The 13773-nt window shown below is 63.9% G+C and carries 10 protein-coding genes; 7 read left to right on the forward strand and 3 right to left on the reverse strand.

Annotation, left to right across the window (positions count from 1 at the left end):
- Genes HV770_RS25310 through HV770_RS25320 form a run of 3 tightly spaced genes read left to right on the forward strand, consistent with a single transcriptional unit; the run spans nucleotide 1 to nucleotide 2991 of the window.
- Nucleotides 1-573 carry a cupredoxin domain-containing protein gene (locus HV770_RS25310; RefSeq protein WP_175164123.1) on the forward strand — a complete coding sequence of 191 codons (573 nt, stop codon included), beginning with the start codon at nucleotides 1-3 and terminating at the stop codon, nucleotides 571-573.
- Complete coding sequence (locus HV770_RS25315) at nucleotides 560-2185, forward strand: b(o/a)3-type cytochrome-c oxidase subunit 1 (RefSeq protein ID WP_175164125.1); 1626 nt, start codon at nucleotides 560-562, stop codon at nucleotides 2183-2185. Before HV770_RS25310 ends, HV770_RS25315 begins: the two co-directional genes overlap by 14 nt.
- Entirely contained in the window at nucleotides 2182-2991 is an 810-nt protein-coding gene (locus HV770_RS25320; protein ID WP_175164128.1) for a c-type cytochrome, read from the forward strand. Before HV770_RS25315 ends, HV770_RS25320 begins: the two co-directional genes overlap by 4 nt.
- A gap of 118 nt (nucleotides 2992-3109) precedes the next feature.
- Here HV770_RS25320 and HV770_RS25325 read toward each other — a convergent pair whose 3' ends face one another.
- Nucleotides 3110-4762 (reverse strand): methyl-accepting chemotaxis protein, encoded by a 1653-nt coding sequence (locus tag HV770_RS25325; RefSeq protein ID WP_175164130.1) that lies wholly within the window; start codon nucleotides 4760-4762, stop codon nucleotides 3110-3112.
- Nucleotides 4763-5064: 302 nt separating this feature from the next.
- Here HV770_RS25325 and HV770_RS25330 point away from each other — a divergent pair, with 302 nt between their 5' ends.
- Nucleotides 5065-5862: a bestrophin-like domain gene (locus HV770_RS25330; protein WP_175164132.1), complete on the forward strand. Its 798-nt coding sequence runs from the start codon at nucleotides 5065-5067 to the stop codon at nucleotides 5860-5862.
- A 98-nt stretch (nucleotides 5863-5960) separates the two neighbouring features.
- Here the strand turns inward: HV770_RS25330 and HV770_RS25335 are convergent, their stop codons facing one another.
- Together HV770_RS25335 and HV770_RS25340 are read right to left on the reverse strand one after the other, a co-directional pair.
- Nucleotides 5961-6500 (reverse strand): single-stranded DNA-binding protein, encoded by a 540-nt coding sequence (locus HV770_RS25335; RefSeq protein ID WP_175164134.1) that lies wholly within the window; start codon nucleotides 6498-6500, stop codon nucleotides 5961-5963.
- A 166-nt stretch (nucleotides 6501-6666) separates the two neighbouring features.
- Nucleotides 6667-7854, reverse strand: coding sequence for an MFS transporter (locus HV770_RS25340; protein ID WP_175164136.1), 1188 nt, complete (start codon nucleotides 7852-7854; stop codon nucleotides 6667-6669).
- 374 nt (nucleotides 7855-8228) lie between these two features.
- On the opposite strand from HV770_RS25340, the gene uvrA reads away from it, so the two are divergent.
- From uvrA to HV770_RS25355, 3 genes are all read left to right on the forward strand, one after another.
- Nucleotides 8229-11102: an excinuclease ABC subunit UvrA gene (uvrA, locus tag HV770_RS25345; RefSeq protein ID WP_175164138.1), complete on the forward strand. Its 2874-nt coding sequence runs from the start codon at nucleotides 8229-8231 to the stop codon at nucleotides 11100-11102.
- 34 nt (nucleotides 11103-11136) lie between these two features.
- Nucleotides 11137-12222 (forward strand): AI-2E family transporter, encoded by a 1086-nt coding sequence (locus tag HV770_RS25350; RefSeq protein WP_175164140.1) that lies wholly within the window; start codon nucleotides 11137-11139, stop codon nucleotides 12220-12222.
- Nucleotides 12223-12447: 225 nt separating this feature from the next.
- Nucleotides 12448-13674 (forward strand): PepSY-associated TM helix domain-containing protein, encoded by a 1227-nt coding sequence (locus HV770_RS25355; protein ID WP_175164142.1) that lies wholly within the window; start codon nucleotides 12448-12450, stop codon nucleotides 13672-13674.
- Nucleotides 13675-13773 lie beyond the last annotated feature (99 nt).

Below are 13773 nucleotides of genomic sequence, written 5' to 3' on the forward strand. Positions count from 1 at the left end.
ATGTCGACCGATTCCAACCCTCAACCGGAGAGCGGCCACGCGGTCGCGTTGCGCGCCGAGCGACGCTGGGCGATTTTCGCGGTCGGGCTGATCGTGCTGATGCTGGCGGTGATCGTCTTTTCCGGCCTGCATTGGGCGATGATGCCGCCGTCGCGCGTCGAAACGATCGACCCGGCGCGCTTGCAACTGTCCGGCGAATTCGTCGAAGACAATCTCGGCAGCGCGGTGCAGCCGGACGGCTCGGTGATCGTGCGCTTCATCGCGCAGCAGTACTCGTTCACGCCACAATGCCTGCTGGTACCCGCCGACACGCCGATCACGATCCGCACCACCAGCGCCGACGTCTTGCACGGCCTGCTCGTCACCGACACCAACATCAACACGATGGTCGTGCCCGGCTACGTCGCCACGCTGAACACCCAGTTCGACCAGCCCGCCGATCACACCATGCCGTGCCACGAATTCTGCGGCTTCGGCCATCAAACCATGTGGGCGCATGTGAAAGTGATCGACAAAGCCGCCTTCTTCGAGCAGGCCCGACAATCACGGAGGCTGAGCTGTGTTTCACGCTAAGCGACTCGTTCTCGCGCATTTCTGGCTCGCCTTCATCACGTTTCTGATCGCGCTGTTCCTCGGCGCCTGGCAGATGCTTGTGCGCAGCCCGCTCGTGCCGTGGATCGGCGACCCCGAGTTGTACTATCGATCGGTGACCGCGCACGGCACGGTGATGGCCTATGTGATGCCCACGCTGGTGTCGATGGGCTTCGGCTATGCGATCGTCGAGCTCGCGCTCGCGCAGCGCCTCGCCGGCCTCAAATGGGCATGGGCTGCGCTCATCATGCTGGCAGCCGGCGCCGTCATGGCGATGGTGCCGGTCGCACTCGGCACGGCCTCGGTGCTCTACACATTCTATCCGCCGATGATCGGCAGCCCGTTCTACTACCTCGGCGTGGTGCTGGTGGTGGTCGGCTCGTGGATCTGGGTCGCGCTGATGCACGTGAACCTGCGCATCTGGAAACGCGCGAATCCCGGCAAGGCGGTGCCGCTCGCGATGTTCGCCAACGTGGCGGGCGCGTATCTGTGGGCGTGGACCGCCGTCGGCGCGGCGGCCGAGATCCTGTTCCAGATCCTGCCCGTCGCCTTCGGCCTCACGCGAACCATCGATGCCGGCCTCTCGCGCGTCCTGTTCTCGTGGACGCTGCATGCGATCGTCTACTTCTGGCTGATTCCGGCGTATATCGCGTACTACACGCTGGTGCCGCGCGCGATCGGCGGACGGCTGTATAGCGATTCGATGGCGCGCGTGTCGTTCATTCTGTTCCTCGTGTTCGCGATGCCGATCGGCATCCATCACCTGTTCGTCGATCCGCAGGTCGGCTCCGGCTTCAAGTTCCTGCACGCGGTGTTCACCGGCATGGTGTCGGTGCCGACGCTGCTGACCGTGTTCACGATCTGCGCGTCGGTGGAAATCGCCGGCAGGCTGCGCGGCGGCAAGGGTGCGTTCGGCTGGCTCACCGCGTTGCCGTGGCGCAATCCGATGATGCTGGTGATCGCGTTCTCGTTCGTCATGCTGGGGTTCGGCGGCGCGGGCGGGCTGATCAACATGAGCTATCAGCTGAACTCGACGGTCCACAACACGCAGTGGGTGACCGGCCACTTCCACCTGATTTTCGGCGGCGCGATCGTCATCATGTACTTCGCGATCGCGTATGAACTGTGGCCGCAATTGACCCACCGCGCGATCGTCTCGGTGAAGCTCGTGCGCACGCAATTGTGGCTGTGGTTCATCGGCATGATGATGGTGACGCTGCCGTGGCATTACGTCGGACTGCTCGGCGCGCCACGCCGCATGGCCTATTACGACTACACGATGACCGGCATTCAGGGCCAGGCGTTCTGGGTGAGCGTGTCGGCGGTGGGCGGCCTCGTCCTCGTTGCCTCGGGCGTGCTGTTCGTCTACATCCTCGCGAAGTCTCAATTCGGGCCGGCGGTGCAACCGCAGGCGTTCCGTTTCGCGAGCGCGGTGCAGCCGGTCGACCGTGTGCCGGCCGCGCTCAATAGCTTCGGCTTGTGGGTCGCGCTGATGATCGGCCTGACGGTCGTCAATTACAGCGTGCCGATCGTACAGTTGCTCAGACTGCCGCAGACGTCGGTGCCGGCGGTCGTCATCGGAGCGCAGCGATGAGTGAGGAACGCGTCTTCAGCTTGCGTAACCCGTGGTTCACCTGGAGCGTGGGCGGCACGATCGCGATTGCGATCGTAGGAATACTGATCGGTTTCATCTGGCTGCCGTCGGCGAGCAGTGCCTTCGGCGATCGCGGCTTATGGGCGACGATCTGCGGCGCCGCCGGCGCGCCGTCGAACTGGTATAGCGGTGCGAGCGCAGGCAGTCCGGTGCCGAGCGAGGTGGTCGTGTTGCCGCCGTGGCACCCGACGCGCTTGGCAGCGGATTCGATCGGCCGCGGCGCGACGATCGCGACGCAGCACTGCTCGATGTGCCACGGTGTGCTCGGCACGCCGCAGGTCACTGCCCCCGGGTTGGCCGGACAGTACGGCGATGCGGTCTATAAGGAATTGCGCGACTACCAGAGCGGGCGGCGGCAAAACGCGGTGATGCAGGCGATCATCGCGGGGCGCAGCGATCAGGATCTGCAGGATCTCGCGGCTTACTACACGTCGCTGACGAGAGGTTCCGGCGCCGAGACGCGACGCGTCGGCGAAGAGCCGGATGCGAACGCGGTGAAGCTGGCCATGCAAGGCGATCCACAGCGCAATATCGCGCCTTGCGCAGCCTGTCATGGAGAGCTCGATCGCAAAGGCGCGACACCATGGCTGGGCGGGCAGTCGTCGGCTTATCTCGCCGAACAGATGCGCGCGTTCGCTTCCGGCGCGCGGCGCAACGACATCAACGAGCAGATGCGCAATGTGGCGCGGCAGTTGACCTCGGCGGAGATAGATGGCCTCGCCAGGTATTACGCTGCCATGCAATGACGCTGCGCTCGAATGCGCGGTGCCCGTCGTCGTTTTCGAAGACGCTGCGCGCCGCCGTGCGCTATGGGCCTGAACCGAACGGCCTCGATGAACGAGCGTCAACGAACGGGATTCGAAGTCACGCCGCCAAGAACTCGCCCGCGTCATCGCGCTTCGACGCTGCAGCGGAAGCGTCCCGGCGTCGCGCGCCCGCGGCGCCGACCGCCGCGGAGCCGCTCCCCGTTTGGAACACCGCCACCGCCGACGACAACCGCCGCGCCTGATCTTCCAGCGAACTGGCCGCCGCCGCAGCCTGCTCGACCAGCGCGGCGTTCTGCTGCGTCACCTCGTCCATTTGCGCGACCGCGAGATTGACCTGATCGATGCCGGTGCTCTGTTCAATCGCCGCCGCCGCGATCTCGCCCATGATCGAACTCACGCGCGCAATCGCGTCGACGATCTCGGCCATCGTCGAGCCCGAGCGTTCGACCAGTTGCGAGCCCGCCTCCACTCGCGCCGTCGATTCGTCGATCAAGCCCTTGATCTCCTTGGCCGCCGCCGCGCTACGCTGCGCGAGCGAGCGCACCTCGCTCGCCACCACCGCGAAGCCGCGTCCCTGTTCACCCGCGCGCGCCGCTTCGACCGCGGCGTTCAGCGCGAGGATGTTGGTCTGAAACGCGATCCCTTCGATGACGCCGACGATATCGGCAATCCGCCGCGAGTCGTCGACGATGCCGTGCATCGTGCCGACCACCTGCTCGGTGAGGTCGCCGCCCTGCGCGGCCAAGCTCGACGCGCCCTGCGCGAGCGAACTCGCCTGCTTCGCGTTGTCCGCCGTCTGTTTGACCGTCGACGTGAGTTCTTCGATGCTCGCTGCCGTTTCCTCGAGCGACGCGGCCTGCTCTTCGGTGCGCTGCGACAGATCGGCATTGCCGGCCGCAATCTCGCTCACGCCGGTATCGATCGATTCGGTGCCTTGACGTACCGCATTCACCGTCCCGATCAGCGACTCCTGCATCTTGCGCAGCGCCGCCGCGAGACGGCCCATTTCGTTGTCGCTGGTGACGTCGATCCGGCTCGTCAGGTCGCCGTTGGCGATGCGCTGGAATTGCGCGATGGTCGCGTCGACCGGATTGACGATCGCGCGCACCAGCACCATGCGCCCGAGCAACGAACCGAGCAGTGACACCACCATGCCGATCGCCACCGCGATACAGATCGCGTAGAACAGGTCCTGCGCCTCCTGGTAGCGTTGCGCGCCGTGATCGAGCTGCAACTGTTCGAGCGCGAGCATCGCCTTCTCGTACGTGCTGTAGAGCGACGGCAGCTTGTGCGCCTGCAATTGATTGAATGCGTTTCTGTCGCCCGACTTGAGCGCGGCGAGCGCTGGATCGACGCCTTCGCGCAGGAAGCTGTCGCGCTTGGCCTGCATGTCCTTGATCAGACGCTGCTCGTCGTCGTTCGAACTCGCGCGGCTCATATAGTGGGCAATGCGTTCGTTGGATACTTTCTGGTACTGATCGAAACGCTTGAGCACGGCATTCGCGCCGTCCTGATCGTTCAGCTCGATCAGCGATGCGTACGTCGCGAGCGCGAGACGCAGGCGCAGCAACTGGCCGGAGCTGCCTTCGAGGTCCGCGACGGCGGGGGTGTCGACGGTGTACATCTGTTGCAGCGACGCGTTGCTCGAGCGCAGCGACAGTAGGCCCGCGGCGGCGCCGAGCAGTAACACGACGCCAAAGAACACGATCATCAGGCTAAGGCAGGTGCGAATCGACAGATTTCTCAACATCGGGCTTGTCTCCAATGGGCCGCTCGGCCGGTGCCTCGATAGTTCCGGCCACGCGTGCTGCGCCCAAACCCTTCCGGCCAGGTCCGCAACTTTTGTCTAGAATTTAAGCAACCACCACACTGAGGGACTACGGCGGCACAGCAGAAAACTTTATGGTCGATGACGCATACGGTTGCGATACATCAAGGACGGGCGCGAGCGCAGGGCCGTTCCCGCCGCGCATTCCGGTGCGGGACTACCCGGGTATGCGGCGCCCGGCAGTTGATGGAAAGTGACGACGCACCAGTCTTCGGAGTATTTCTATGGCGGAAGTCGGATCGGCTCTACTGGTTTTTGCGCTGCTGCTCTTGGCGACCAGCCTGGGGGTGTGGGTACGGCCGCTTCTGCCCGAAGAGCACAAGGCGCACGAGACCGTTCAGCTCGTCCAGCTGGTGATCGGCATGCTGGTGACGTTTGCCGCCCTCGTGCTCGGCCTGATGACGGCCTCCGCGAAATCCAGCTTCGACACCGCGTCGAACGATCTGCGTAGCTACGCGGCCGATCTGATCGAATTCGACACGACCTTGCGCGACTTCGGCAACGATACCGACGAAGCGCGCCGCCTGTTGCGCCAGTACACTTCGGCGGCGATCGCGTCGACCTGGCCTCACGAGCCGGCGCCGAGCGGCGATTACCCCAAGAACATCGGTCCGCAGGATTCGAAGCGGCTGGAAAACGTCCAGCTTGGCGATATGTTGACCGACGTGGGCCGGCAATTACGGCAATTGCGAACGCGGGATTCGCTGGAGGCGGGTGCGCTCGACGACGCGTTGGCGCAATACCGGCGCGTCGTGGACGCGCGGTGGAAGCTCATCGAAGAAGCGCATAGCTCGATATCGCAGCCGTTCTTCAAGACGCTCACGTTCTGGTTGTGTGTGATTTTTCTGAGCTTCGGCTTGATTGCGCCGCGCAATGCACTGGCGCTCGTCACCATTTCGCTGGGGGCGGTGTCGATTGCTTCGGCGATCTATGTGATCGTCGATCTGGATACACCCTTTTCCGGGCCGATTGTGATTTCCAGCCAGCCGTTGAGAGATGCGCTGACGCATTTGAAGCGGTGAGCGCAAGAAGCAATAAAAACGGCCCCTGAAATTCTCGCCAAACCATTTGAACGGTTGGGAGAACCCGGGGCCTGCTGTACTTGCTGCCGATATGCCTGTTAGAACGGAATATCGTCATCCATCTCATCAAAGCCGCCGCCTGCCGGCGCGCTCGGACGGCTGGAACCGCCGCCACCGCCGCTGCCGCCACGCGAAGCACCGCCGCCCGACGACATCGCGCGGCCACCACCGCCGCCGCCGCTACGCTCCGACGGCTCGCCGCGGCTATAGCCGCCTTCGTCGCCGCCGCCGCCCATCGAGCCGCCGCGGCCACCCAGCATTTGCATCTGCTCGGCGACGATTTCGGTCGAGTAACGATCGGTGCCGTCCTGCGCTTGCCACTTACGCGTGCGGATGCGCCCTTCCAGATAGACCGACGAACCCTTCTTCAGATATTCCGAAACGATTTCCGCGAGGCGGCCGAAGAACGACACGCGGTGCCACTCGGTGGCTTCCTTCATCTCGCCGGACGCCTTGTCCTTGTACCGGTCCGTCGTCGCAAGGCGGATGTTCGCCACTGCGTCGCCGCTCGGAAGATAACGGACTTCCGGATCGGCTCCGAGATTGCCGACGAGAATGACCTTGTTCACGGATGCCATGTGTTTCTCCTGTTGATTCCGTTGCGGCGGCGCGGCGCTGCGCGGTTTGCGTCTCGTGCCCCGCAGGCCGAGATCGGAACAGCGCCTCTGCCCGCCGCCGGGTGAGTTCTGGATGAATTCGGGTGTGCTCCCGGGTGCGCCGCGACAGCCCGGCGAGTGTTGCGTACTATGCCTTGCGCGGCGGCTGTTTCATCTTTGCGGCGATTATAAGCCAGCAAAACACGAGCCCCGAGCAAGTGAGGAACACCGTGCTTTGACCGTCCACTTTCAGCAGCCAGCCGCCGACCACCCCGCCCAGTGCAAGGCCGATCGACTGGGTGGTGTTGTACACGCCGGCAGCCGCGCCTTTGCGGGTGCCCGGCGCCAGTTTCGACACCAGCGAAGGCTGCGACGCTTCGAGAATATTGAAGCCGAGAAAGTACACGAAAAGGATCGCCGCCACACTCAGAATCGTATGCGGAGCGACGCCCAATAACAACTGTCCGATCAGGATAAGACCGATCGCGGACAGCAGCACGATCTTCATCTTGCCGCGCTTCTCGGCGGCGATGATTGCCGGCACCATCATCACGAAAGACAGGCCCATCACCGGCAAATACACCTTCCAGTGCGATGCGACCGGCAGGCCGCCGGCTTCGAGAATGCGCGGCACGACGAGGAACAGCGCGGTTTGCGTCGCGTGCAGCACGAGCACGCCGAAGTTCAGGCGCAGCAGCTCGACGTTGTGCAGCACTTCGGCGAACGGCGCACGCACGTGCACCGGTCTCGGCGCGTCGGGCACGACCCACAGCACCACGCCGATCGCGAGGATCGAGAAGATGCCGACCAGCGTGAATAGGCCGCTCATGCCAACCCACTGGAACACGATCGGCGCGCCGACGATCGCCACCGCGAACGACACGCCGATGCTGCCGCCAACCATTGCCATGGCCTTGGTGCGATGCTCTTCGGAAGTAAGGTCGGCGATGAACGCGATGACCGCGGACGATACCGCGCCCATCCCCTGGATCACGCGGCCGACGATGATCCACGTCATGTCGTGCGCGCCCGCCGCGACGAAGCTGCCGAGCGCGAAGATCAGCAGGCCGGTGGCGATGACCGGCTTGCGCCCGACCTTATCGGAGACCCAGCCGTAGAAGATGTAAAGCATCGACTGGGTCACGCCGTACGCGCCGAGCGCGATGCCCACCAGCAGCACGTTGTCGCCGCCCGGAATGGTCTTCGCGTAGATCGAGAACACCGGCATGATCATGAAGAGACCGAGCATGCGCAGCGCGAAGATGGCGGCGAGCGACACGGTCGCGCGCAGTTCAGGCGCGCTCATGCGTGTGGAAGTGGCGGACGGATTGGACATCGGAAGCGTTCTTTGAATGAGCTGGACGGCACACTGCGGGCGACCGGCGGCGGGCGACCGGCGGCGGGAACCGGCTGCGAAACAGGCCCGTTGAGACCGCCACAAGCCGGCAGCTTGCCACGGCATAGCCGCAGTACCCGCGGGCGCGGCGTTCGAGCCGGCGGCCTTGCAGCATGCCCGCCCACGCCTCGCTGTGTCTTGTACTCGCGGAAAACGGCCCCAGTTAAACCCCTTCCCCGCGGCGCGAAACCGCACCCTTACAGCTTGCCTCGCGCGTGATTCGCGCTGTCAGGAAGCCGTAACGACGGCCTTGAAAGTCGTTATAGTAGCAGGTTTAGCCTTTTCCTCTTTCCGCCAGTTCATGGAATAAATCCGTGGAACAAATCCGTATTCGTGGGGCTCGCACCCACAACTTGAAGAACGTCAATCTAGACCTACCCCGTCACAAGCTCGTCGTCATTACGGGCCTTTCCGGCTCGGGCAAATCGTCGCTGGCGTTCGACACGCTCTATGCGGAAGGACAGCGGCGCTACGTCGAAAGCCTCTCCGCCTATGCGCGCCAGTTTCTTCAATTGATGGAAAAGCCGGACGTCGATCTGATCGAAGGTCTGTCGCCGGCAATCTCGATCGAACAAAAAGCGACCTCGCACAATCCGCGCTCCACGGTCGGCACCGTCACCGAAATTCACGACTATCTGCGGTTGCTGTTCGCGCGGGTCGGCACGCCTTATTGCCCCGATCACGAGATTCCGCTCGAAGCGCAAAGCGTGTCGCAAATGGTCGATGCGGCGCTCGCGCTGCCGGAAGAGACCAGGCTGATGATCCTCGCGCCTGTCGTGGCGGACCGTAAAGGCGAGCACGTCGAACTGTTCGAGGAAATGCAGGCGCAAGGCTTCATCCGTTTCCGCGTGCGCTCGGGCGGCGGCACTGCCAATGAAGGCGTCGCGAAGATCTACGAAGTCGACTCGCTGCCGAAGCTGAAAAAGAACGACAAGCACACGATCGACGTCGTCGTCGACCGTCTGAAAGTGCGCCCGGACATGAAGCAGCGGCTCGCCGAGTCGTTCGAGACGGCGCTGCGTCTGGCAGACGGCCGCGCGATCGCGCTCGAAATGGATACGGACAAGGAGCATCTGTTCAGTTCGAAGTTCGCCTGCCCGATCTGCTCGTATTCGTTGCAGGAACTGGAGCCGCGGCTGTTCTCGTTCAACAACCCGATGGGCGCGTGCCCGGACTGCGACGGCCTCGGCCAGATCACCTTCTTCGATCCGAAGCGGGTGGTCGCGCATCCGTCGCTGTCGCTCGCGGCGGGCGCGGTGAAGGGCTGGGACCGGCGCAACCAGTTCTACTTCCAGATGCTGCAAAGCCTCGCGGCATTCTATGAGTTCGACATCGACACCGCCGTCGAAGATCTGCCGGAGAAAGTCCGCAAGATCCTGCTGTTCGGTTCGGGCAAGCAGGAGATTCCGTTCTCGTACATCAACGAACGCGGCCGCACGTCGGTGCGCGAGCATGTATTCGAAGGCATCATCCCGAATCTGGAGCGGCGTTACCGCGAGACCGATTCGGTCGCGGTGCGCGAAGAACTCGCCAAGTATCAGAACAATCAGCCGTGCCCGGCCTGCGCCGGCACGCGACTGCGCCGCGAAGCGCGCTTCGTGCGGATCGGCGCGGACGGCGACGCGCGCGGCATCTTCGAAATCAGCGGCTGGCCGTTGCGCGATGCGCTCGGCTATTTCCAGACGCTGCGGCTGGAAGGCTCGAAGCGCGAGATCGCCGACAAGGTCGTGAAGGAAATCGTCGCGCGGCTGATGTTCCTGAACAACGTCGGGCTCGATTACCTGTCGCTGGAACGCAGCGCGGAAACGCTGTCGGGCGGCGAGGCGCAACGGATTCGCCTCGCGTCGCAGATCGGTTCCGGGCTGACCGGGGTGATGTATGTGCTCGACGAGCCGTCGATCGGCCTGCATCAGCGCGACAACGACCGGCTGATCGCCACGCTCAAGCATCTGCGCGATCTCGGCAACTCGGTGATCGTCGTCGAACACGACGAGGACATGATCCGCATGGCCGACTACGTGGTCGACATGGGCCCCGGCGCGGGCGAGCACGGTGGCATGGTGATCGCCGAGGGCACGCCCAAACAGGTGCAGGCGAACGCGGCGTCGATGACCGGCCAGTACATGTCCGGTGCGCGCAACATCGAATTCCCCGACGAGCGCAAGGCGCCCGACGAGCGGCGTCTGCGCATCGTCGAGGCATACGGCAACAATCTGCAGCACGTATCGCTGGATCTGCCGGTCGGGCTGCTGACCTGCGTGACCGGCGTGTCCGGTTCGGGCAAGTCGACACTGATCAACGACACGCTGTATCACGCGGTCGCGCATCACCTGTACGGCTCGGCCGCGGAGCCGGCGCCGTACGAGTCGATCGAAGGCCTCGAGCATTTCGACAAGGTCATCAACGTCGACCAGTCGCCGATCGGCCGCACGCCGCGCTCGAACCCGGCCACCTACACGGGACTGTTCACGCCGATCCGCGAGCTGTTCGCGGGCGTGCCGGCCGCCAAGGAACGCGGCTACGATCCGGGCCGCTTCTCGTTCAACGTGAAGGGCGGGCGCTGCGAATCCTGTCAGGGCGACGGCGTGCTCAAGGTGGAAATGCACTTCTTGCCGGACGTGTACGTACCGTGCGACGTCTGCCACGGCAAGCGCTACAACCGCGAAACGCTGGACGTCCAGTACAAAGGCAAAAACATCAGCGAAGTGCTCGACATGACGGTGGAGAACGCCTACGAGTTCTTCAAGCCGGTTCCGGTCGTCGCGCGCAAGCTCAAAACCCTGCTGGACGTCGGTCTGGGCTATATCCGGCTGGGCCAGTCGGCCACTACACTGTCGGGCGGGGAGGCGCAGCGCGTCAAACTATCTTTGGAACTGAGCAAGCGTGACACGGGTCGCACGCTGTACATTCTTGACGAGCCGACCACCGGTCTGCACTTTCATGACATTGCGCTGCTGCTGGAAGTAATCCACCGGTTACGCGACCAGGGTAATACCGTCGTGATCATCGAGCATAATCTCGATGTAATTAAAACCGCCGACTGGGTCATCGACCTCGGTCCCGAAGGCGGTGCGGGCGGCGGGCAGATCATCGCTCAAGGCACGCCGGAGCAGGTCGCGAAGTCGAAGGCAAGTTTTACCGGCAAGTATCTGGCGCCGCTGCTCAAGCGGGCGGCCAGCACAAAGTAACGCTGCACAACAAGGGTGGGAGACGGGATAAGCCATGGCCAAGCGGAATCAGGCGCGCGACGACGGGCAAGTGCAGGACCTACGCCCACGCCCGGTCAGGCTGACTAGCGACATGAGCCTGCCGAAGCTGTCGGCGGTCGAAATCGGCAGTTACGTTCTGATGCTGGCCGGCATGTGGGCGGTCATCGCACTGAAGCTGCTCGGCGCGTTGCTCGCCGGGCTGCTGGTGTTTCAGCTCGTGCATACGATCGCGCCGCGCATCGAGCGCCACATGTCGAGCATGCGGGCGCGCTGGCTCGCGGTGGTGATCCTGTCGGTGGTGATCGTGGGGGCGCTGACCGGGCTTACGCTCGGCATCATCGAGCATTTCGAGAACGACGTGCCGAGCGTGCAGTCCCTGCTCGATCAGGCCATGCAGCTGATTCACCAGGCGCGCGGCCGGATTCCGCAATTCATCGCCAATTCGCTGCCGGTCGACACCGAGCAGATGAAGGCCCAGGCCGAAGAGCTGATGCACACGCACGCGAACATGCTGCAGCAAAGCGGCACGATCGCGGCGCGTGGCTTCACGCACATCCTGATCGGCATGATCATCGGCGCGATCATCGCGGTCGGCGCGCAGAAGCATATGCACCGGCTGCCGCTGTCCACGGCCTTCATCACGCGCGTGACCCGTTTCGCCGATGCGTTTCGCCGCATCGTGTTCGCCCAGGTGAAGATTTCCGCGCTCAACTCGGTCTTCACCGCCATCTTCCTGCTGGTGGTGCTACCGATCTTCCACGACCAGTTGCCGCTGTCGAAAACGCTGGTGCTGGTGACGTTCATCGTCGGTTTGCTGCCGGTGATCGGCAACCTGATCTCGAACACGATCATCGTCGCGGTGGCGCTGTCGGTGAGTTTCCCGGCGGCGGTCATGTCGCTCGTGTTCCTGATCCTGATTCACAAGCTGGAGTATTTCCTGAATGCGCGCATCGTCGGCGGACAGATCGAGGCGCGCGCGTGGGAACTGCTGATCGCGATGCTCGTGATGGAAGCCGCGTTCGGCATCCCCGGCGTGATCGCGGCGCCGATCTTCTATGCGTACATCAAGCGGGAATTGATCTACCTGCGGCTGGTGTGAATTCCGGACGAGTCACGGGCGCCCGGTCGGGCAAGCAAAAAACGGCACTTCGGTGCCGTTTTTTTGGTCTTTTTCCTTTGACCCCATCAAGCGCCCGCGCTCGCCGCTGCACGAGGAACTTGCGGTAGTTTGCGCAAGCCCCTAAGATGCGAACAATTCCCATTCGCATATCGCTTACGCCGTGACGCCCGCCCAGCTTTTCCTCCCCCTCGTGCCGGATCGCGCATGAGGCGCCAGCTCGTCCGCCTGCACCGGTGGTTCGGGGTCGCCACCGCGCTGTTTCTGTTCGTCGCCGGCCTGACCGGCGCGATCATCGCGTGGGACCATGAACTCGATGCCGCGCTGAATCCATCGTTCTTCAAAGCCCGCACGGATGCTCCGGCGCTGTCGGGGCTGGAACTGGGCCGCCGAGTGGAAGCCGCCGACCCGCGGCTTCAGGTGACCTATTTGCCGCTAACCGCCGAGCCCGGCCACTCGCTGCAGATGATGGTGCTGCCGCGCATCAACCCGGCCACGAAACAGCCCTACCCGCTCGATTTCAATCAGATCGCCGTCGATCCAGCCACTGGCGAGATCCAGGGACGTCGCGAGTGGGGCGCCGTATCGCTCGCGCGGATCAATCTGATTCCGTTCATCTATAAGCTGCACTACACGCTGCATCTGCCGTTCACCGGCGGTATCGATACCGGCACGTGGTTGATGGGCATCGTCGGCATCGTGTGGCTGTTCGACAGCGTGATTGCCCTCGTGCTGTCGTTCCCGGGCGTCAAGGCGTGGCGCAAGTCGTTCGCGTTTCGTCTGAAACGCGGCGGCTATGCGCTCACCTTCGACCTGCACCGCTCCGGCGGCGTCTGGATCTGGGGCCTGCTGATGGTCATCGCGCTGACGTCGATCTCGATGAATCTGTCGAGGCCGGTGGTGCGCCCAGTCGTCTCGATGCTCTCGACGCTCACGCAGGACCCGATCAACAACCCTGAAATCCTGCGCGCCCCGCAACCCGGCGATCAGGTATTGAGCCGTGAACAGATCTTCAAACTGGCCGAGCAGGCCGGCAAGTCGATGAACCTCGCCGCGCCGCCAGGCGGCATCTATTACGCCGAGTTCCTGCACGCGTATGGCGTGGGCTTCTACGCGCCCGGCAACGATCACGGCGACATCGGCCTCGGCAACCCATGGATGTATTGGGACGCCGCCACCGGCAAGCCGCTCGGCAAAACGATTCCAGGCAAGGGCACCGCGGGCGACATCTTCATGCAAGTGCAATTCCCGCTGCACTCGGGGCGCATCCTCGGACTCGGCGGACGGATTCTGATCAGCGCAATGGGCATCGCGGTCGCTGTGCTGAGCGCGACGGGCCTGCTGATCTGGCTGAAGAAGCTGAATGCGCGCCGCCGTTCGGCGCAGAACGCCGGTCTCGCGCGCGACGCGCGCGGGTCGGCGGCGCGGTCGTAGGGGAAGGAGCTTGCGCCGGCGGCTTCGCGCGGCGCATTTTGCGGCGGCGGCACGAGGACTATCGTCGCCGCCCGCTACGCAGCCGTGGGCGCCTGAACG

The sequence above is a fragment of the Paraburkholderia fynbosensis genome (assembly GCF_902859935.1).
GTDB classification, from domain to species: domain Bacteria; phylum Pseudomonadota; class Gammaproteobacteria; order Burkholderiales; family Burkholderiaceae; genus Paraburkholderia; species Paraburkholderia fynbosensis.

What these genes read in the sequence shown, in the direction of transcription:
- HV770_RS25355 (WP_175164142.1), top strand. Translation starts at nt 12,448, where the DNA reads ATGAGGCGCCAGCTCGTCCGCCTGCACCGGTGGTTCGGGGTCGCCACC.
- HV770_RS25325 (WP_175164130.1), bottom strand. Translation starts at nt 4,762, where the DNA reads ATGTTGAGAAATCTGTCGATTCGCACCTGCCTTAGCCTGATGATCGTG.
- HV770_RS25330 (WP_175164132.1), top strand. Translation starts at nt 5,065, where the DNA reads ATGGCGGAAGTCGGATCGGCTCTACTGGTTTTTGCGCTGCTGCTCTTG.
- HV770_RS25335 (WP_175164134.1), bottom strand. Translation starts at nt 6,500, where the DNA reads ATGGCATCCGTGAACAAGGTCATTCTCGTCGGCAATCTCGGAGCCGAT.
- HV770_RS25310 (WP_175164123.1), top strand. Translation starts at nt 1, where the DNA reads ATGTCGACCGATTCCAACCCTCAACCGGAGAGCGGCCACGCGGTCGCG.
- HV770_RS25350 (WP_175164140.1), top strand. Translation starts at nt 11,137, where the DNA reads ATGGCCAAGCGGAATCAGGCGCGCGACGACGGGCAAGTGCAGGACCTA.
- HV770_RS25340 (WP_175164136.1), bottom strand. Translation starts at nt 7,854, where the DNA reads ATGTCCAATCCGTCCGCCACTTCCACACGCATGAGCGCGCCTGAACTG.
- HV770_RS25320 (WP_175164128.1), top strand. Translation starts at nt 2,182, where the DNA reads ATGAGTGAGGAACGCGTCTTCAGCTTGCGTAACCCGTGGTTCACCTGG.